The sequence below is a fragment of the Rossellomorea arthrocnemi genome, assembly GCF_904424705.1.
In the GTDB taxonomy this organism is placed as follows: domain Bacteria; phylum Bacillota; class Bacilli; order Bacillales; family Bacillaceae_B; genus Rossellomorea; species Rossellomorea arthrocnemi.
Genome location: NZ_CAJGBF010000034.1, coordinates 12,069 through 28,111 on the forward strand (window position 1 = coordinate 12,069; position 16,043 = coordinate 28,111).

At 42.8% G+C, this 16,043-nt stretch carries 13 protein-coding genes; 7 read left to right on the plus strand and 6 right to left on the minus strand.

Annotated features, from left to right (window positions below):
- Window positions 1-220 precede the first annotated feature (220 nt).
- From addB to BAA9072_RS22870, 3 genes are all read left to right on the plus strand, one after another.
- Window positions 221-3,703 carry a helicase-exonuclease AddAB subunit AddB gene (addB, locus tag BAA9072_RS22860; protein ID WP_201716869.1) on the plus strand — a complete coding sequence of 1,161 codons (3,483 nt, stop codon included), beginning with the start codon at window positions 221-223 and terminating at the stop codon, window positions 3,701-3,703.
- A complete protein-coding gene (gene addA, locus BAA9072_RS22865; RefSeq protein ID WP_201716870.1) occupies window positions 3,696-7,463 on the plus strand; it encodes a helicase-exonuclease AddAB subunit AddA in 3,768 nt (1,255 codons plus the stop codon). Before addB ends, addA begins: the two co-directional genes overlap by 8 nt.
- Before the next feature lie 322 nt (window positions 7,464-7,785).
- Complete coding sequence (locus BAA9072_RS22870) at window positions 7,786-8,088, plus strand: HNH endonuclease (protein WP_201716871.1); 303 nt, start codon at window positions 7,786-7,788, stop codon at window positions 8,086-8,088.
- Between the two features lie 46 nt (window positions 8,089-8,134).
- On the opposite strand, the gene BAA9072_RS22875 is transcribed toward BAA9072_RS22870, so the two are convergent.
- The 6 genes from BAA9072_RS22875 to BAA9072_RS22900 all read right to left on the minus strand — a co-directional run bounded on the left by BAA9072_RS22875 (window position 8,135) and on the right by BAA9072_RS22900 (window position 10,135).
- On the minus strand, window positions 8,135-8,353 hold the full coding sequence (locus BAA9072_RS22875) for a spore germination protein (protein WP_044337736.1): 219 nt from the start codon (window positions 8,351-8,353) through the stop codon (window positions 8,135-8,137).
- A 95-nt stretch (window positions 8,354-8,448) separates the two neighbouring features.
- Complete coding sequence (locus BAA9072_RS22880) at window positions 8,449-8,835, minus strand: spore germination protein GerPE (protein WP_201716872.1); 387 nt, start codon at window positions 8,833-8,835, stop codon at window positions 8,449-8,451.
- A 24-nt stretch (window positions 8,836-8,859) separates the two neighbouring features.
- Window positions 8,860-9,036, minus strand: coding sequence for a spore gernimation protein GerPD (locus BAA9072_RS22885; protein ID WP_098352972.1), 177 nt, complete (start codon window positions 9,034-9,036; stop codon window positions 8,860-8,862).
- Complete coding sequence (gene gerPC / locus BAA9072_RS22890; protein ID WP_201716873.1) at window positions 9,011-9,640, minus strand: spore germination protein GerPC; 630 nt, start codon at window positions 9,638-9,640, stop codon at window positions 9,011-9,013. The genes BAA9072_RS22885 and gerPC overlap by 26 nt, the downstream gene beginning before the upstream one ends.
- 33 nt (window positions 9,641-9,673) lie before the next feature.
- Window positions 9,674-9,901: a spore germination protein GerPB gene (locus BAA9072_RS22895; protein WP_201716874.1), complete on the minus strand. Its 228-nt coding sequence runs from the start codon at window positions 9,899-9,901 to the stop codon at window positions 9,674-9,676.
- A 12-nt stretch (window positions 9,902-9,913) separates the two neighbouring features.
- Complete coding sequence (locus BAA9072_RS22900) at window positions 9,914-10,135, minus strand: spore germination protein (RefSeq protein WP_201716875.1); 222 nt, start codon at window positions 10,133-10,135, stop codon at window positions 9,914-9,916.
- Window positions 10,136-10,264: 129 nt separating this feature from the next.
- Between BAA9072_RS22900 and BAA9072_RS22905 the strand changes: the two genes are divergently transcribed.
- From BAA9072_RS22905 to BAA9072_RS22920, 4 genes are all read left to right on the plus strand, one after another.
- Entirely contained in the window at window positions 10,265-11,452 is a 1,188-nt protein-coding gene (locus tag BAA9072_RS22905) for a DUF418 domain-containing protein (RefSeq protein WP_201716876.1), read from the plus strand.
- Window positions 11,453-11,476: 24 nt separating this feature from the next.
- A complete protein-coding gene (locus BAA9072_RS22910; protein ID WP_201716877.1) occupies window positions 11,477-12,346 on the plus strand; it encodes a fumarylacetoacetate hydrolase family protein in 870 nt (289 codons plus the stop codon).
- A gap of 72 nt (window positions 12,347-12,418) precedes the next feature.
- Window positions 12,419-12,790, plus strand: a complete 372-nt coding sequence (locus tag BAA9072_RS22915) for a YisL family protein (RefSeq protein WP_201716878.1) — start codon at window positions 12,419-12,421, stop codon at window positions 12,788-12,790.
- A gap of 188 nt (window positions 12,791-12,978) precedes the next feature.
- Window positions 12,979-15,891, plus strand: coding sequence for a bifunctional diguanylate cyclase/phosphodiesterase (locus BAA9072_RS22920; RefSeq protein ID WP_201716879.1), 2,913 nt, complete (start codon window positions 12,979-12,981; stop codon window positions 15,889-15,891).
- The last annotated feature ends 152 nt before the right edge of the window (window positions 15,892-16,043 follow it).

A 16,043-nucleotide genomic window follows, 5' to 3' on the forward strand; every position in this document is an offset into this window, starting at 1 on the left:
GGAAAATCAGTTTCTTTTCTCCTCAAGAACTGCAGTGGTTCAACTAAAATCTTGATTCAAAGTGAGATCACCTGCCTATGTTTACTGTATGTGAAGGTTCCAACTTTTTTCAATTATTGAGGCAGGAAAGATTTGTACTTGTGTACTATAATGAACCTATACAAAAATTCATGTACCCTCTGGGATAGAATAGATAGAGTATAAGAAAAGGAGTGAGAGGATGTCTGTACGTTTTATTCTCGGACGCTCTGGTACGGGGAAAACCCATCGCATATTAGATGAGATGAAACAGAGCTTATTGGATGATCCGAATGGAAATCCAATCATATACGTCGTACCTGATCAAATGTCCTTCATATCGGAATATGAGCTTGTGAACACACCGGGATTAAACGGTATGATCCGTGGACAGGTATTCAGCTTTAAGCGCCTTGCATGGAAAATTCTTCAGGAAACGGGTGGAATGAGCCGTTATCATTTATCTGATGTCGGTTTAAATATGATGATTCGAAAGATTATCGACGAAAATAAGGAGCATCTCCATATTTTCACCAAGGCATCGGAAAAACCGGGGTTCATTCATCATGTAGAAACGATGGTGAAGGAATTCAAACGATACTGTATATCCCCATCGGACCTGCACGCATTTGAGGGTGACAGTGAACCGTCAAAGGTATTGAAGGATAAACTTCATGATCTTGAGCTGATTTATGAAAAATTTGAGGAAAAGCTTTTCGGGAAATACATTGATTCAGAAGATTATTTTCAATTGTTGGCTGATCATGTACAAAACTCCAATCTCCTGAAAGAAGCGGAGATTTATATCGATGGCTTTCATAGTTTCACACCCCAGGAATATCTCATTATCGATCAGCTCATTCAGCATACGAAAAACGTAACGGTAGCCCTTACAACGAATCCGGAAGAGACTATGGGAGCGATGAACGAGTTACGTTTTTATCGGATGACGAATGAAACCTACCATTCCCTTCAGGATATATGCAAGGGGGCAGGTAAATCAGTGGAAGAAGATGTACTTACTAAACCGATTCGTTTCCGTAATGAATCCTTGGTTCATTTAGAGCGTCACTTTGAAGAAAGGCCAACGGTCCCCTTTGAGGGAAGTATGGACACCATCGAATTCCTCGAAGCCGCCAACCGCAGGGCAGAGGTTGAAGGAATCGCCAGGGAGATCAGAAAGCTGGCACGGGAAAAAGGTTACCGCTACAAGGATATTGCCGTATTGGTACGAAACAGCCAGGATTATCGTGATAAAGTCGAAACGATTTTTCAAGATTATGCGATTCCCTTCTTCCTTGATCAGAAGCGGACGATGCTAAATCATCCTCTTATCGAACTCATTCGCTCTACACTGGAGATCATGAACACAAACTGGAGGTATGAGCCTGTTTTCCGGGCAGTGAAAACAGATCTATTATTTCCTTATCAGAAGAGTCCCGCGGATTTGCGTGAAAAGATGGACCGGCTGGAAAACTATGTGTTGGCTTATGGTATGAAGGGAGACCGTTGGACAAAGAAAGACCGTTGGAAATACCGGCGATTCCGGGGTCTGGAACATGTGGACGCACCACAAACCGACCGTGAAAGGGAGCTTGAGCATGAGATCAATGAGCTGCGGCTGTTTATCTCTGCACCGGTCATCCGTCTTGGAAAAAGATTAAAGAAGCGCTCAACGGGGCGGGAGTTCTGTGAATCTCTTTATTTGTATCTGGAAGAGTTGGATATACCTGCAAAGCTTGAGCGTATGCGGATTGAAGCAGAGGAAAAAGGGAATCTGATTGCAGCAAGGGAACATGATCAGGCATGGTCAGCGGTAATGGACCTCCTTGATCAATATGTAGAGATGCTTGGTGATGAAAAGACGACCATGAAGAAATTCTCGTCCATCCTGGATGCGGGTATGGAAACGATGGAATTCTCGTTAGTCCCCCCTGCCATTGATCAGGTCATTATTGCCGACCTGGAGAAATCCAGGCTTGGCGATATTAAAGCGGCGTTCATCATTGGAGTGAATGATGGGGTTCTCCCAGCGAAAATGAATGAGGACGGGGTCCTGTCTGATGAAGACCGTGAGTCATTAATCAGCAGGGGATTTAAGATCGCCCCTAGTAACAGGACGAAGCTATTGGATGAGGAGTTTGTGGCGTATAAAGCCTTTACGACACCAAGTGAACGCCTGTTCGTGAGCTATCCCATCGCCAATGAAGAAGGGAAGGCGTTATTGCCTTCTTCATTCATTAAGAGATTAAATGAAATGTTCCCAGAAGCAAATACAAAGCTTCTTATCAATGAACCATCAGAATTATCCGAAGAAGATCAGCTTCAATACGTCTGTCACCCCAATGTGACAATTCCCCATCTTACGTCACAATTACAGTTAAAGAAAAGGGACTATCCAATCCATGATTTCTGGTGGGATGTGTATAATTTCTATGCAGCATCCAATGATTGGAAATGGCATTCCCGTCATATCCTGTCGAGTCTCTTTTACGAAAATTGTGGAAATCAATTGTCAGAGGATACGAGCAAAGATTTGTACGGGGACCATATACTGGCCAGTGTTTCCCGGATGGAATTGTTTCACAGCTGCCCATTTTCTCATTTTGCCAGCCACGGGCTAAAGCTTAGAGAGAGGGACTTTTTCAAATTAGAGGCACCGGACATCGGTGAAATGTTTCACTCAGCTTTAAAGTGGATTTCGGAAGAAGTGGAGCGTTATGGCTTAACATGGGCATCACTCTCGAAATCCCAGTGTATACAGTTGGCGAAGGAAGCGGTCCTGATGCTGGCACCTAAGCTTCAGCACCAGATTCTACTAAGCTCGAACCGGCATTATTATATCGCTCAGAAACTTGAGCAGATCATTACCAGGGCTAGCCTGATTTTGAGTGAACATGCAAAGGCGAGCGGGTTTGTGCCGGTCGGGGTGGAACTTGGATTCGGTCCTCATGCTACCCTTCCTCCATTCCAGTTCCAATTGAGAAATGGTACTAAGATGGAGCTTCAGGGAAGGATTGACCGGGTGGACAAAGCGGAAGATGATAGCGGGGTGTATCTCAGAATCGTCGATTACAAATCGAGCGCAAGGGATTTGGATATGACTGAGGTGTATTACGGGTTAGCCCTTCAAATGCTGACGTATTTAGATATCGTATTAACGAATTCGAAACAATTTGTCGGGCAGGAAGCGAAGCCTGCGGGTGTGCTCTATTTCCATGTTCACAACCCGATGATCAACAGCAAGAAGATCTTGACGATGGATCAGATCGAAAAAGAAATTTTCAAGAGCTTTAAGATGAAGGGGCTCGTTCTAGGGGACTCTGATATTGTCCGATTAATGGATCAGACACTGGATACGGGGAATTCTGATATTATCTCAGCAGGGATCAAGAAGGATGGATCGCTATCTTCCCGTTCAAAAGCAGCTACAGGTGAAGACTTTCATTATATGCGTCAACATGTCAGAAAGCTCTATGAGGCTTCAGGGAACCGGATCATCTCAGGAGAAACGGACATTGCTCCATATAAGCTGAAGGACCGGACTCCATGTCAATTCTGTTCCTTCCGTTCGGTCTGTCAATTTGATCAGTCGTTGGAAGAAAATGAATACAGAGTGCTGCCTTCAGCCAAACCGGAAGATTTATTAGCGAAAGTGAGAGAGGAGGTAGATTCCAATGAATAATAATACGATTCCGGTCAAGCCTGATCATGTAACGTGGACAAATGATCAGTGGAAGGCGATTTGGGCTAAAGGACAGGACATCCTTGTCGCGGCTGCCGCGGGATCAGGGAAGACTGCTGTACTGGTAGAGAGGATCATACAAAAGATTATTTCAGAAGAAGACAGAATGGACGTAGATGAATTATTGGTGGTCACCTTTACCAATGCTTCTGCTGCTGAAATGAGACATCGGATTGGTCAGGCGCTGGAGAAGGCAATTGAGGAAGATCCCCATTCCCATCATTTAAGAAAGCAACTGAGTTTACTAAACCGGGCGTCCATCTCCACCCTCCACTCCTTTTGTCTGGAAGTGATACGTAAATATTATTATCTAATCGATATCGATCCTGGATTCCGGATCGCAGATGAAACAGAAGGGGACTTGCTTAGGGATGAGGTCCTTGACGATCTGTTTGAAGAGGAGTACGGCAAAGAAGATAATCATGACTTCTTTAAGCTGGTGGATACGTTTACGAACGATCGAAGTGACGGTGCACTTCAGGATATGATCAGGAAGCTGTATGACTTTTCACGCTCACATCCGAATCCTGATGGATGGCTCTTGGGATTAGAAGAGATGTATGAGATGGAGGAAGGGATGGAAATTGATGAACTCTCCTTTATACATCCACTTCTGACAGATATACGATTACAGCTTCATGGTGCGAAAAGTTTATTTAAGCGTGCTTTGAATCTAACCCGTGTGCCTGGGGGACCTGGTCCGAGAGCGGAGAATTTCTTAAGTGATATCGAAATTGTCGAGAGTCTGGAGGAAAGTCAGGCTATTTCCTGGATTGATTTATACAATGCTATTCAAACATTACCCTTCACAAAGCTAAAAGCTTGTCGGGGGGACGATTATAATAAAGAAATAGTGGATGAAGCGAAGAAACTGCGTGATCAGGGAAAGAAAACATTGGAAAAGCTTCAGGAGGATTTCTTCTCAAGAAGACCCGCGTCATTCCTTGAAGATATGAAAAAGATGAAAAACGTAATTCACACCCTGGCAGAGGTCGTGATCGAATTCGGGAAACGTTTCAGACAAGTGAAAGAAGAGAAAGGGCTCGTCGACTTTGCAGATTTAGAGCATTTCTGTCTCGACATCTTAAGAGACCCTTCATCTGACGGATTAGTTCCTTCAGAAGCAGCGAATCTTTATAAAAATAAGTTCAAAGAAGTGCTGGTAGATGAATACCAGGATACCAATATGGTTCAGGAATCCATTCTCCTTCTCATTACGGAAGAACGTGAAGAGGTGGGAAACAGATTCATGGTGGGAGATGTGAAGCAATCCATCTATCGCTTCCGATTAGCGGAACCGAATCTGTTTTTAGGAAAGTACTCCCGCTTCCTCCCAGTCAAAGGGGACGCCGGATTGAAAATCGATCTTTCCCAAAACTTCAGAAGCCGGAAAGAAGTGTTAGATGGGACGAACTTTTTATTTAAACAAATTATGGGCACGTCTGTCGGTGAGATGGAATATAACAGGGAGGCTGAGCTTGTAAAAGGTGCCCCCTATCCCGAAGATAAGGAGTACCCGATTGAAGTAGCCGTCATCGATCAGGAAACGGAGGAACCCTCTCCTCGTACTGAGGAGGAGGAAATATCTATCTTTGATGAAGGGGATATAGAGAAATCGGTACTGGAAGCCCGCTATATGGCAAACAAAGTGAAAAAAATGATCGAGGGACGGACACTGGTTTATGATGTGAAAACGGAAACCGAACGTCCGATACAGTACCGAGACGTTGTGATTCTCCTTCGCTCCATGCCTTGGGCATCAGAAATCATGGAAGAATTCAAGCGTCAGGGAATACCGATTTACGCGAATCTGTCTACGGGTTACTTTGAGGCGACCGAGATAGCGATAATGCTTTCCCTGTTGAAAGTGATAGATAATCCTTATCAGGATATTCCCCTAGCCTCCGTACTCAGGTCTCCGATTGTAGGATTGGACGAGCAGGGACTTGCCAGTATACGAATCCATTCACGGGCGGGGACGTATTATGAAGCTGTGAAGAAATTTGCCGGTGAGAAGCCCGGTAATCCCCGTGAAGAAGAAACCTTCGAAAAGGTCAAAGTATTCCTGTATCACCTCGAAAATTGGCGAACGAAAGCACGGCAGGGATCTGTGACAGAGCTGATCTGGCAACTTTACCGGGATACCCGGTTTTATGATTATGTAGGTGGGATGGCAGGAGGAAAGCAGCGACAGGCTAACCTTAGAGCTCTCTATGACCGGGCCCGCCAATATGAAGAGACTTCCTTCAGGGGATTATTCCGTTTCCTGCGATTCATAGACAGAATGAGGGAACGGGGGGATGACCTGGGAGTGGCAAGAGCCCTGAGTGAACAGGAAGATGTGGTACGTTTAATGACCATCCACTCTAGTAAAGGCCTTGAGTTCCCTGTAGTATTTGTTGCTGGGATGTCTAAGCAATTTAACCTTATGGACTTGAATGCTGCTTACTTATTAGATAAAGATCTTGGTCTCGCTGTGAAGTATACCGATTCAGATAAACGGATCAGCTACCCGTCCCTTCCTCAATTAGCGTTCAAACGGAAGAAGCGGATGGAGGCAATTTCGGAGGAGATGCGGGTTCTTTATGTGGCACTGACACGTGCCAAGGAAAGATTATTCCTGGTGGGCACCGTGAAAAGCCTGGAGAAATCGCGTAAGAATTGGCGTGGAGCTCTAAGCCAGACAGAGTGGTTATTATCTGATTATGAACGGGCAGGAGCGAGTTCCTATCTTGATTGGATAGGTCCGTCCCTTATGCGCCACCCTCATTGTAAAGAGCTGGGGGAAGTTGGGGACTCTGAGGGAAGTGGGATCAGTGATGAGATTCTGAAACACCCTTCCTGCTTTCATATCAAGACGATACATAAGTCTGAGCTAGTTGCAGAAGACGGAGAGCCAGTGAGAGAAGATGACAATTGGAAAGAGAAGGTGAAAAACGGAGGGGAAGTGGAAATTGAATCCACCTATAAGGAAGAGGTATTGCACCGTTTGTCGTGGAAGTATCCACATCAAAGAGCAACAAATCTTCGTTCGAAGCAGTCGGTTTCCGAGCTGAAGAGAATGGTTGAAATAAGGGACGAGGCCTCAAGTATCGATATACTGAGACGCCATCATAAGCCGGTTTATAATCGTCCACAATTCATGCAGTCGAAAGAACTGTCTCCTGCTGAAAAAGGAACAGCGATGCACACAGTCATGCAGCATATTTCATTTGCAGATGGGGTGCCGACAGTGGAGAAGGTTGAAAATCTGTTATCAACGCTTGTTCATAAAGAAATCCTGACGGAAGAACAGAAATTGGCAGTGTCAGTCTCAAACATCGTTGGATTCTTCGAAAGTGAAATTGGTCAGAGGATGGTAAATGCCCGGAACATCGAAAGGGAAATTCCATTCAGTATGAGCATACCTCTCAGTGAAATATCGGAAACGGGTGAAGAAGCCCCTGAAGAAACTATTCTCGTTCAAGGGGTTATCGACTGTGTATTCAGGGATGAGTCGGGAATCGTTCTATTGGATTACAAAACAGACGGCATCCATGATCGGTATGAAGGCGGATTTTCTGAGGCTAAACAGGTCCTGGAAGAGAGATATAAAGTGCAAATCGAATTATACACACGTGCATTAGAATCCATCTGGAAGGAAAAAGTATCAGAAAAGTACCTATACTTCTTTGATGGAGGACATGTGTTGAAGTTATAAAAGGAAAGAAGCTGGGACAAAAGGGTTTCAGATAAAGAAAAATCCGAACGAGTGATGTGATAAAAATCTGACTCGTTCGGATTTTATATTTTTGGTGCTAACGCTTAATCCAAGTATTAAGCAGGTTCTAGCTGTTGATTGAGTGCAAAACGGAGACTCCTTCCGCCCGAGGAAAGCGAAGTCTTGCACGGAATCGGGCAGCGGTGTAACATATGATCTTATTGTTCGGCTTTAGAATGTCTAGATTTAGTTAGTCCCAGCATCTTTTTTTAATTGATACAGGGAATACCTATACTAATCACTTATTGAGGAATGGTTGAATATGAGTAAACGATCGATCGGTATATGTGAATTATGTTCCAGGGGAAAGGTGGAAACCACGATTCATCACCTCACACCTAAAGAAGTGGGAGGCACCTTTCTTCCCACTGCACAACTCTGTATTCCATGTCATAAGCAGCTTCATTCCCTATACACAAATGATGAGCTGGGAGCAAGATTGAACACAATTGAAGATTTAAGAAAGGATGAAAAAATTCATGCATTCATCAAATGGATCCGTAAGCAGCCAGCAACCAAGTTAATCAATACAAAAAAGAGTCACGAGCGCAGAAAAAAACGGTAGACGGTTTCAAAAAAAAACAAAAAGCCTGAGAATAGGCTTTTGTTTTTTAGTTGTTTCCGGTTATTGGCTGATCTACGACATTACAATCAAAAGTGGTACTTACGCTGAAGACGTTGTAGCTTAACTGAAATGGACCGGTATTGAAGCCACCGGCACCACCGAATGTCTTAGAAGCGGATTTAGGAGAAATAATGGCCGTATCCCCAAATTGAACATTTCCTCCCCCTACGTTAAGAATTGCGACAGGACCTACTAATGCGGGCATAATCAACATCCTTTTTTGATTTGTTTATATTTGTAGCCTATGTGAACCTGACTGGAAGGTTCATGACAAGCGCGTTCGTGTCGGAAATCAAACCGTCAGTTAGGTTCTTCGATATTTTCGAAGTTTTGTTGCTCCTCCCCTTCTTCTTTTTCAAGCTGTCGAATGTTTTTGACCCTGCCTTCCATGTATACATTCGATGTGTTACCGATATGGATGATGGACGAAAAGGACGTAGCGCGTATAGACATAGTATTTACTTTAATCGGGCACAAATTTAAACGGTTGACTCTTATATTCGGGTTAATGCGGGGTAATTCGATTGGACTGGTAAATACTTCGGAATCGAAGCTCCCCTCGCTGGTTAAGAAAAATTCCTTTTCCCGCTGAACCGCGTAAGCTTTGGATAAGGCATTGATGTTCTGGGAATCCCCTATTTGATAAAGCGAACTAAATGCCAGAGTGATACCTTCTATAGAATTCACAATCGAATATCTCTTAATCATAAATTACTTAGGGGTGAGAGGAACGAATGGACCGATGATCAGTGATTCCGGAGGGGTATCAAATGCTGATGCGAGCTGAATGATATCGGCATCCCCGACGAGAACGAGGGAGGAACTGGCCACCCCTGCAATATCAATATTTCCGACGGATAATTCACGATTGATTACCTGGAGGTTCATTGTTCTTCATTCCTTCCATATGATCTGGGATTTGGGACATAAAGGAGAATAGTGCTGTCTGTATGTCCTTTTTAATTTTGTTGATGATTTTTCGTTCCCACTCTCCATCCTGCTTTTTGGATTCGATGTAGGGGATATTTTGTAAATAGAATTCGATTCTTTGCGGCATTTGATTCAGTAAATCCTGCTGGATCATTTCGTAATAGGATGGATCTACAGTACGTTTGAATTGCATTTCATTATCCTGGATGAGACCGGGAAGTTCGGAATCGATATACGCTTTTATCTCTTTCGCAATTCTTTCTTTATATGGTTCGAGATCCTTTATAGATTTGACATCGACATTGGGCTCGACGGCTAAATCTTCGATGGTTTCCTTTAAACTACTCGGGTTCAACCCGATATTCAGCGTTCCGTCCAGTGACTCTACTTTAAGCTGGTCGAATTTGTATTCGATTTTTTCAACATTGATTTTCGGTGTATCCCTGAGGCTGGTTAATTCCTCTGACAGGTCATTCACTTTTTTTTCCAACGCGACAATTTTCGAGTTCAGCATTTCGATATATTGATAGAGTTGTTGGGGGGTCATATAGTAATTATTCATCCTGCCACCTCTTTCTTTTGTCGCGATTTCTTTTTACCTAGGCGTTTGCAGTGGAACGAGCGGTGTGACAGAGGGAGGTGCTGCTCCATTCCCGTTTTTCTCGGCTTCAGGAGCAGGCTCTGTATAGCCCCCTGTATTATAAAGAAAGTCATTCGTAGTGATTTGACCGCATGTTCCAATTTGAAGGATGGAAGAATTGGACATTCCCCCGATTTTAATAAATTGAATCTGTATGGACTGTTGAATATAATAATTCGACATTCGGCATCACACTCATACGTTAAAGTTTATTCCTTGATCCATTCCATCATCATCCACTGTGTAGGTCAAGGAGCTCTCATTATAGACTGAAATTCCCTTCCCCGTGATGAATGAACCTGCCCCGGCAAAGGTTTTGGCGGTGGAAATGGGACTGATGTTAAAGACATCTCCGATATGAAAGACGGCACTGGAACCGACACTTACGACTTGTGCAATTCCTACGATTGCGGGCATTTTGACTCACACCTTTAAGACAAAGTTAATTATTGTTATTCTATGTTAAGAATATAAATAGGTGATAATCGCCTAATTTGCTGTTTCGGGTTAGAATAGAATCAAGATTATTTTTTCGGAGGAAGATTAATGAACACCATGTCGCCAATTGAACAATCAGAACGTATAGTAAGTCTTGATGTGATCAGAGGATTTTCATTGCTGGGTATCTTTATCATCAATATGATTTCCTTTCATTCACCATTTCTATATCTGGATCCGTATACCTGGTGGAAAACACCCGAAGATACCGCCTTGTATCCATGGATCGATGTGTTGGTTCAAGCAAGTTTCTACCCCTTATTCGCCATGATGTTTGGATATGGGTTAGGGATTCAGCAGCAAAGGGCAAGGGAGAAAGGATCGGCCTTCTACCTGTTTGGAATAAGAAGACTTCTTGTTTTATTGGGAATCGGATGTATCCATGCATTCCTGATCTGGTCAGGGGATATCCTGATTAATTACGCCATATTTGGTCTGGTTCTTCTTTGTTTTATGCGGCTTTCTGGAAAGGGGTTGATGTGGCTGGGAGGTATTTTGTTCTTATTGCCACAAACTTTTTTCAGTATTTTACTAGTATTAATGACCTTTGCCGATCCCACTGGCGTCACACAATATACGAATATTGCCGCACTGCAGAATTCAGTCGCCGCCTATGCTTCAGGAAGCTTCAGCAGTATCATGGAACAGCGTTTTGAAGATTGGTATATGGTGAATTCACCTGACAATCTTATATTCTTGTTACTTTCGATTCTTCCCATGATGATGATCGGGGCAGGAGCAAGCAAACTTCAGCTGTTGGAAAAGGTAAGGACCCAAAAGAAGGCATGGATGGTGATCGGCGCGGGTACGCTGCTTGCTGGAATTTTCATTAAATCACTTCCCTTATTCATTGAGTCCAACTTTGCTTATACCTATATTCAAGATTTTTTAGGAGGTCCGTTCTTATCAGTATCTTATGCAATAATCCTTTCATTATTATTGTTGAATGAAAAATTGGTGAATTGGAGCAAGCCATTAGCATCAGTAGGGAAAATGTCTCTCTCGAACTACCTGATGCAATCGATCATCGGGACACTTGTTTTCTATTCCTATGGATTTGGACTTTACGGGGAAGTGACGTTAACAACAGGGACTATGCTCGCGGTGGGCATTTATATCATACAGGTGATTGTTTCTGAAATTTGGCTATCCAAGTTTCGATACGGGCCTGTTGAAAAGCTGTGGCGTGTATTAAGTTATGGAAAGAGTGATAGGGTTAAAAAGGGAGAAATTTAACTTTGGAAATGGGGATGAATAAGGATGAAATTCGTTAGTTATAAAGTTGGGGGAAAAGAAACGTATGGGGTGGAAAAGGATGGGAGGCTGTTTGATTTAGCTGGTGTCCATGACTTACCCCAGGATTTATTGCGGGGCATAGAAGTCGGGGGAGACTTTCTTAAAAGTGTGGAAAGTGTTCTTAAGAATAAGGTTTGTGAGATCCGCTCTTTTACAGAAGATGAGGTGAAATGGCTTTCCCCCATACCGAAAGTAAAGAGAAATATCATGTGTGTAGGAAAAAACTATCGTGATCATGCTATTGAAATGGGGGGTGAACAGGATATCCCTACAGACATCATGATTTTCACGAAAGCAACCAATACGATCATCGGTCATGAAGAAACAGTATTTCATCACGAGGACATAACGGAAGAACTTGATTATGAAGGAGAACTTGCCGTGATTATCGGGAAGAAGGGGAGAAGGATTTCTCCTGAAGAAGCAATGGAGTATGTATTTGGTTATTCAATTCTAAATGATATTACTGCCCGTGATCTTCAGAAAAAGCATGGACAATTCTTCATCGGAAAAAGCCTGGATACAACCTGCCCTATGGGACCATATATAGTGACAAAAGATGAAGTGGAGGATCCTCATAATCTGTCCATCACTACGAAGGTAAATGGTGAAATCCGACAGTCATCCAATACAGATCAAATGATTTTCTCCATTCCAACGATTATTTCCATCCTTTCTAAAGGAATGACTCTTGAGCCAGGTGATATTATTGCAACAGGGACCCCCTCCGGAGTGGGGAAAGGCTACAAGCCTCCACGATTTTTAAGAAAGGGAGATAAAGTAGAAATTGAAATCGAAGGTGTGGGAATTTTGACAAATCCGTTACAGGCCTAGTTTAAATTTCTGTTGGAGGAAAGACTATGGTAATATTATGAGCGTAAACTATATACCTGTAGGAGGTTCAATATGTTTGATAACACACATGCCCATATTACAACATGGGTTATTGCCATCATTCTTTTCTTTGTAGCGGTTGGCCTACATAATGCAGGAAAGAAAAAAGGCATGAAAGTTGTACATATGATCTTACGATTATTCTACTTGCTCATTATTTTAACGGGAGCCCTATTGTTCTGGAAGCACCAGGGAATCGATCCGGCCTTATACGGCATCAAAGGATTGGTGGGGATCTGGGTGATCGGGATGTTTGAAATGATCCTGGTTCGCATGAATAAAGGAAAGAGCACTAACGTACTCTGGATATTAATGGTTATTTCTTTGCTTATTGTTCTATATTTGGGGTTACGTTTACCGCTTGGTCTTCATCCATTTGCATAATGCATAAAAAGTTGGCTCTCTAATGGAGTCAACTTTTTTCTTTTTGATTCATTTTGACCTTTGAGAAAGTTGTGGGTTATGTCCTTTAAAAGGAGTTGAAAGCATCCGGATTCATATAAAAGGAATATCCAAATCTGTCGAATTGTGGTATTTTGATAGAAACGATGTCTTTCAAGTAGGTGTAGAAAATGGTAAAGTCCTTTCAACTCATATATAACGACGAACATTCCCTATATCGATTTATTAAAGAGCATGGAATAGAGCAACATTCATCCCTTCTGATCCAGGCATTTGTCGGCAATTCACCGATTACTGTCATTCAAGAGCTGCAGCGTCATATAACCCGGTTAATTCCTCAAGGTATCCTCATTGGCTGCAGCTCGGACGGTCAGGTGATCGAAGGGAAGATCGTATCAGAAATTGTCTTATCATTTACAGCATTTGAAAAAACCAAGTTGCAGGCGATCTTACAAGAGAAATCAGGCTCAAGTAAGCAACTAGGAAGACGGGTATACGAAGAAATGGGGAAAACGGGGACGAAAGCATTCATTATCTTTGCTAGTCACCTGCACCTGGGTGTTCAGGAATTCCTGGATGGAGTATCCGAGGGTGGGGAGGAAATGGTCATCGTCGGAGGAGTTTCTTCTGATGTTCCTCATAAAAGGCTTTCCTACGTATTCACCAACCAAGGCATATCAACTGATGGGTTTGTAACGGCCTCGTTGAGTGGCGAGGATTTAAAGGTCCATTCCCATGCGATAGAGGAATGGAAGGAAGTCGGACCTGCATTCACCATAACGAAAGCCAGGGGAGGTGTGGTGGAAGGAATCAACTATATGAAACCAATCCGTATCCTGGAAATGTACCTGGGTGAGAGATTTGTAAAGGATCTGCCTGATACATCGATTGAATTCCCCTTTCTTTTGCAGGGAAGGAATGATTTGGAAGCCGCTTATATCATAAGTGTGCACCCAGACGGAAGTGTGGAACTTAGTCAGAAAGTGTCTGAGGGGGATAAGGTGTCATTTGGATTCGTTAGCATGCAGGATTTAATCCATTCCACAACAAAGCTACTAACTCAATTGAAACGCCGTCCGGTGGAAAGCCACTTTGTGTATAATTGTATTGCGAGAAGTAGGTATATACGTGATGTGACGAATCAAGAGCTTTCCTATTTCAACCGGATTTCACCAGTGTGCGGATTTTTCTCATATGGTGAATTTGGACGAAACGGCAATAAGCCAAAACTCATGGCCCATTCCTTAACGTATCTTGGATTGTCTGAAGGGGCACGTGAATCCCTTAAAGATATGAAAATCGATTTTCAGCTAACGCCTGAAGCCGATGCCATGATGTCGTTAACTCATTTAATCAATACAGCTGAAAAGGATATTCAAGAATTAACACATAATATCCAAATATCAGAGGAGTATTACAGGTCTCTCTTCGATAATAATACGGACTTTGTTTACAGTACTGATTTAAATGGACGATTCAATTCCCTCAATCCTTCCTTCATGAAAACATTCGGCTATACGAAAGAAGAGATTCTTGGAAAGTCCGCACTCCAATTTATAAGGGAAGAGGACGTGGGACGAGTAAGGCGACATTTTTACCGTGCCATGGATGGAAGGGAGCAATATTATGATCTCCCCATTGCATCCAAGAGCGGTGAGGTCAATTTCTTTCAAATTAAAAACATCCCGATCACCGTTGATGGTGCGTGTGTGGGGATCTTTGGGATAGGGAGAAATGTCACGAAAGAGCGTCAATACGAGAAGAAAATTACACAACTTGCCTATTACGACGGTGAAACAGGCCTTCCTAATAAGATGAAATTCAGAGAATTGGTGGATGAGCATATCGAAAGGGCAAAGAGGAAAAAACGGGAGCTGGCCGTATTGTTTCTGGATATGGACCGATTTAAGATGATCAATGATACTCTGGGGCATTGTGCTGGAGACATCATCATTAAAGAGCTTTCCTACCGGATTAAGGAAACCCTTCCAAAAGGAGCTTATCTGGGGCGTTTCAGTGGGGATACCTTTACAGTTCTTCTTACGAAAGATGTAAATGAATCTACTATATCAGAGATTACCCAGACTATATTAAAAACAATCCAGACACCTTTCACATATCAGGGCAAAGAGTTTTATATTTCGGTCAGTATAGGAGTTGGAATGTTCCCTCGGGATGGGGAAGAATCTGCCGATTTGTTGCGAAATGCCGATTCTGCTCTTACCTGGGCCAAATTAAAGGGTGGGAATAATACGGTTTATTTTTCCAGGAATATGAAGGAAGAGAATACCCGGAAAGTTGAGATGGAAGCCCATCTTCGGAGAGCTATTGAGCGAGAGGAACTGTTCATCGTGTTTCAGCCGATTATAAACATTCCCAATCAATCCCTTATTGGGTGCGAAGCATTATTAAGGTGGCAGCATCCGTTATGGGGAGTGATTTCACCAGCTGAATTCATTCCCATTGCAGAAGAAACAGGGCTGATTTATGAAATTGGAAAGTGGGTTCTGGTAGAATCCTGTTTACAGTTGAAGGAATGGTTAGACGAACTCATAGGTGAGTTCTATATATCCGTCAATGTGTCCGCACAGCAATTCCAACATCCTGTGTTTATGTGTGGTGTGAAAGAAGCGTTGGCAATATCAGGGCTGCCTCCGGAATATTTGTGCTTAGAGCTGACTGAAACAATTATGCTACATGACGCAACTCATACAATAGAAGCCATGAAATCACTTGCTGAACTTGGTGTGAAACTTGCGATCGATGATTTCGGTACAGGTTATTCTTCTTTAAGTTACTTAAAGCATCTCCCTCTTCATATACTGAAAATCGATCGATCGTTTGTACAGAATATGAGCGATCATTCACCTGATGTTGCGATTGTACAGTCGATAGCCACCATGGGGAAAGGGTTGGATATGAAGGTTGTTGCTGAAGGAGTGGAAACAACGGAACAATTAGAGTTACTTAAGCAGCTTGGCTGTGATTTTGCACAAGGGTTTCTTATTGAGAGACCCATGTCAAAGGATAAAATGAACACATTTTTAAAGGGGATGCACCCTGTGACAAGTCAAGAGCACTAAAAAAACACATGCCTGTCAGGTAGACAGTAGACTAACATAATTAAATGGGACAATATAAAACACCTCCGAAATGGTACACTTATTACAAGTACTGAAAACGGAGGTGTTTTTGCATGGGCAAAAACGTATATTCAAGTGAGACGAAATGGGCC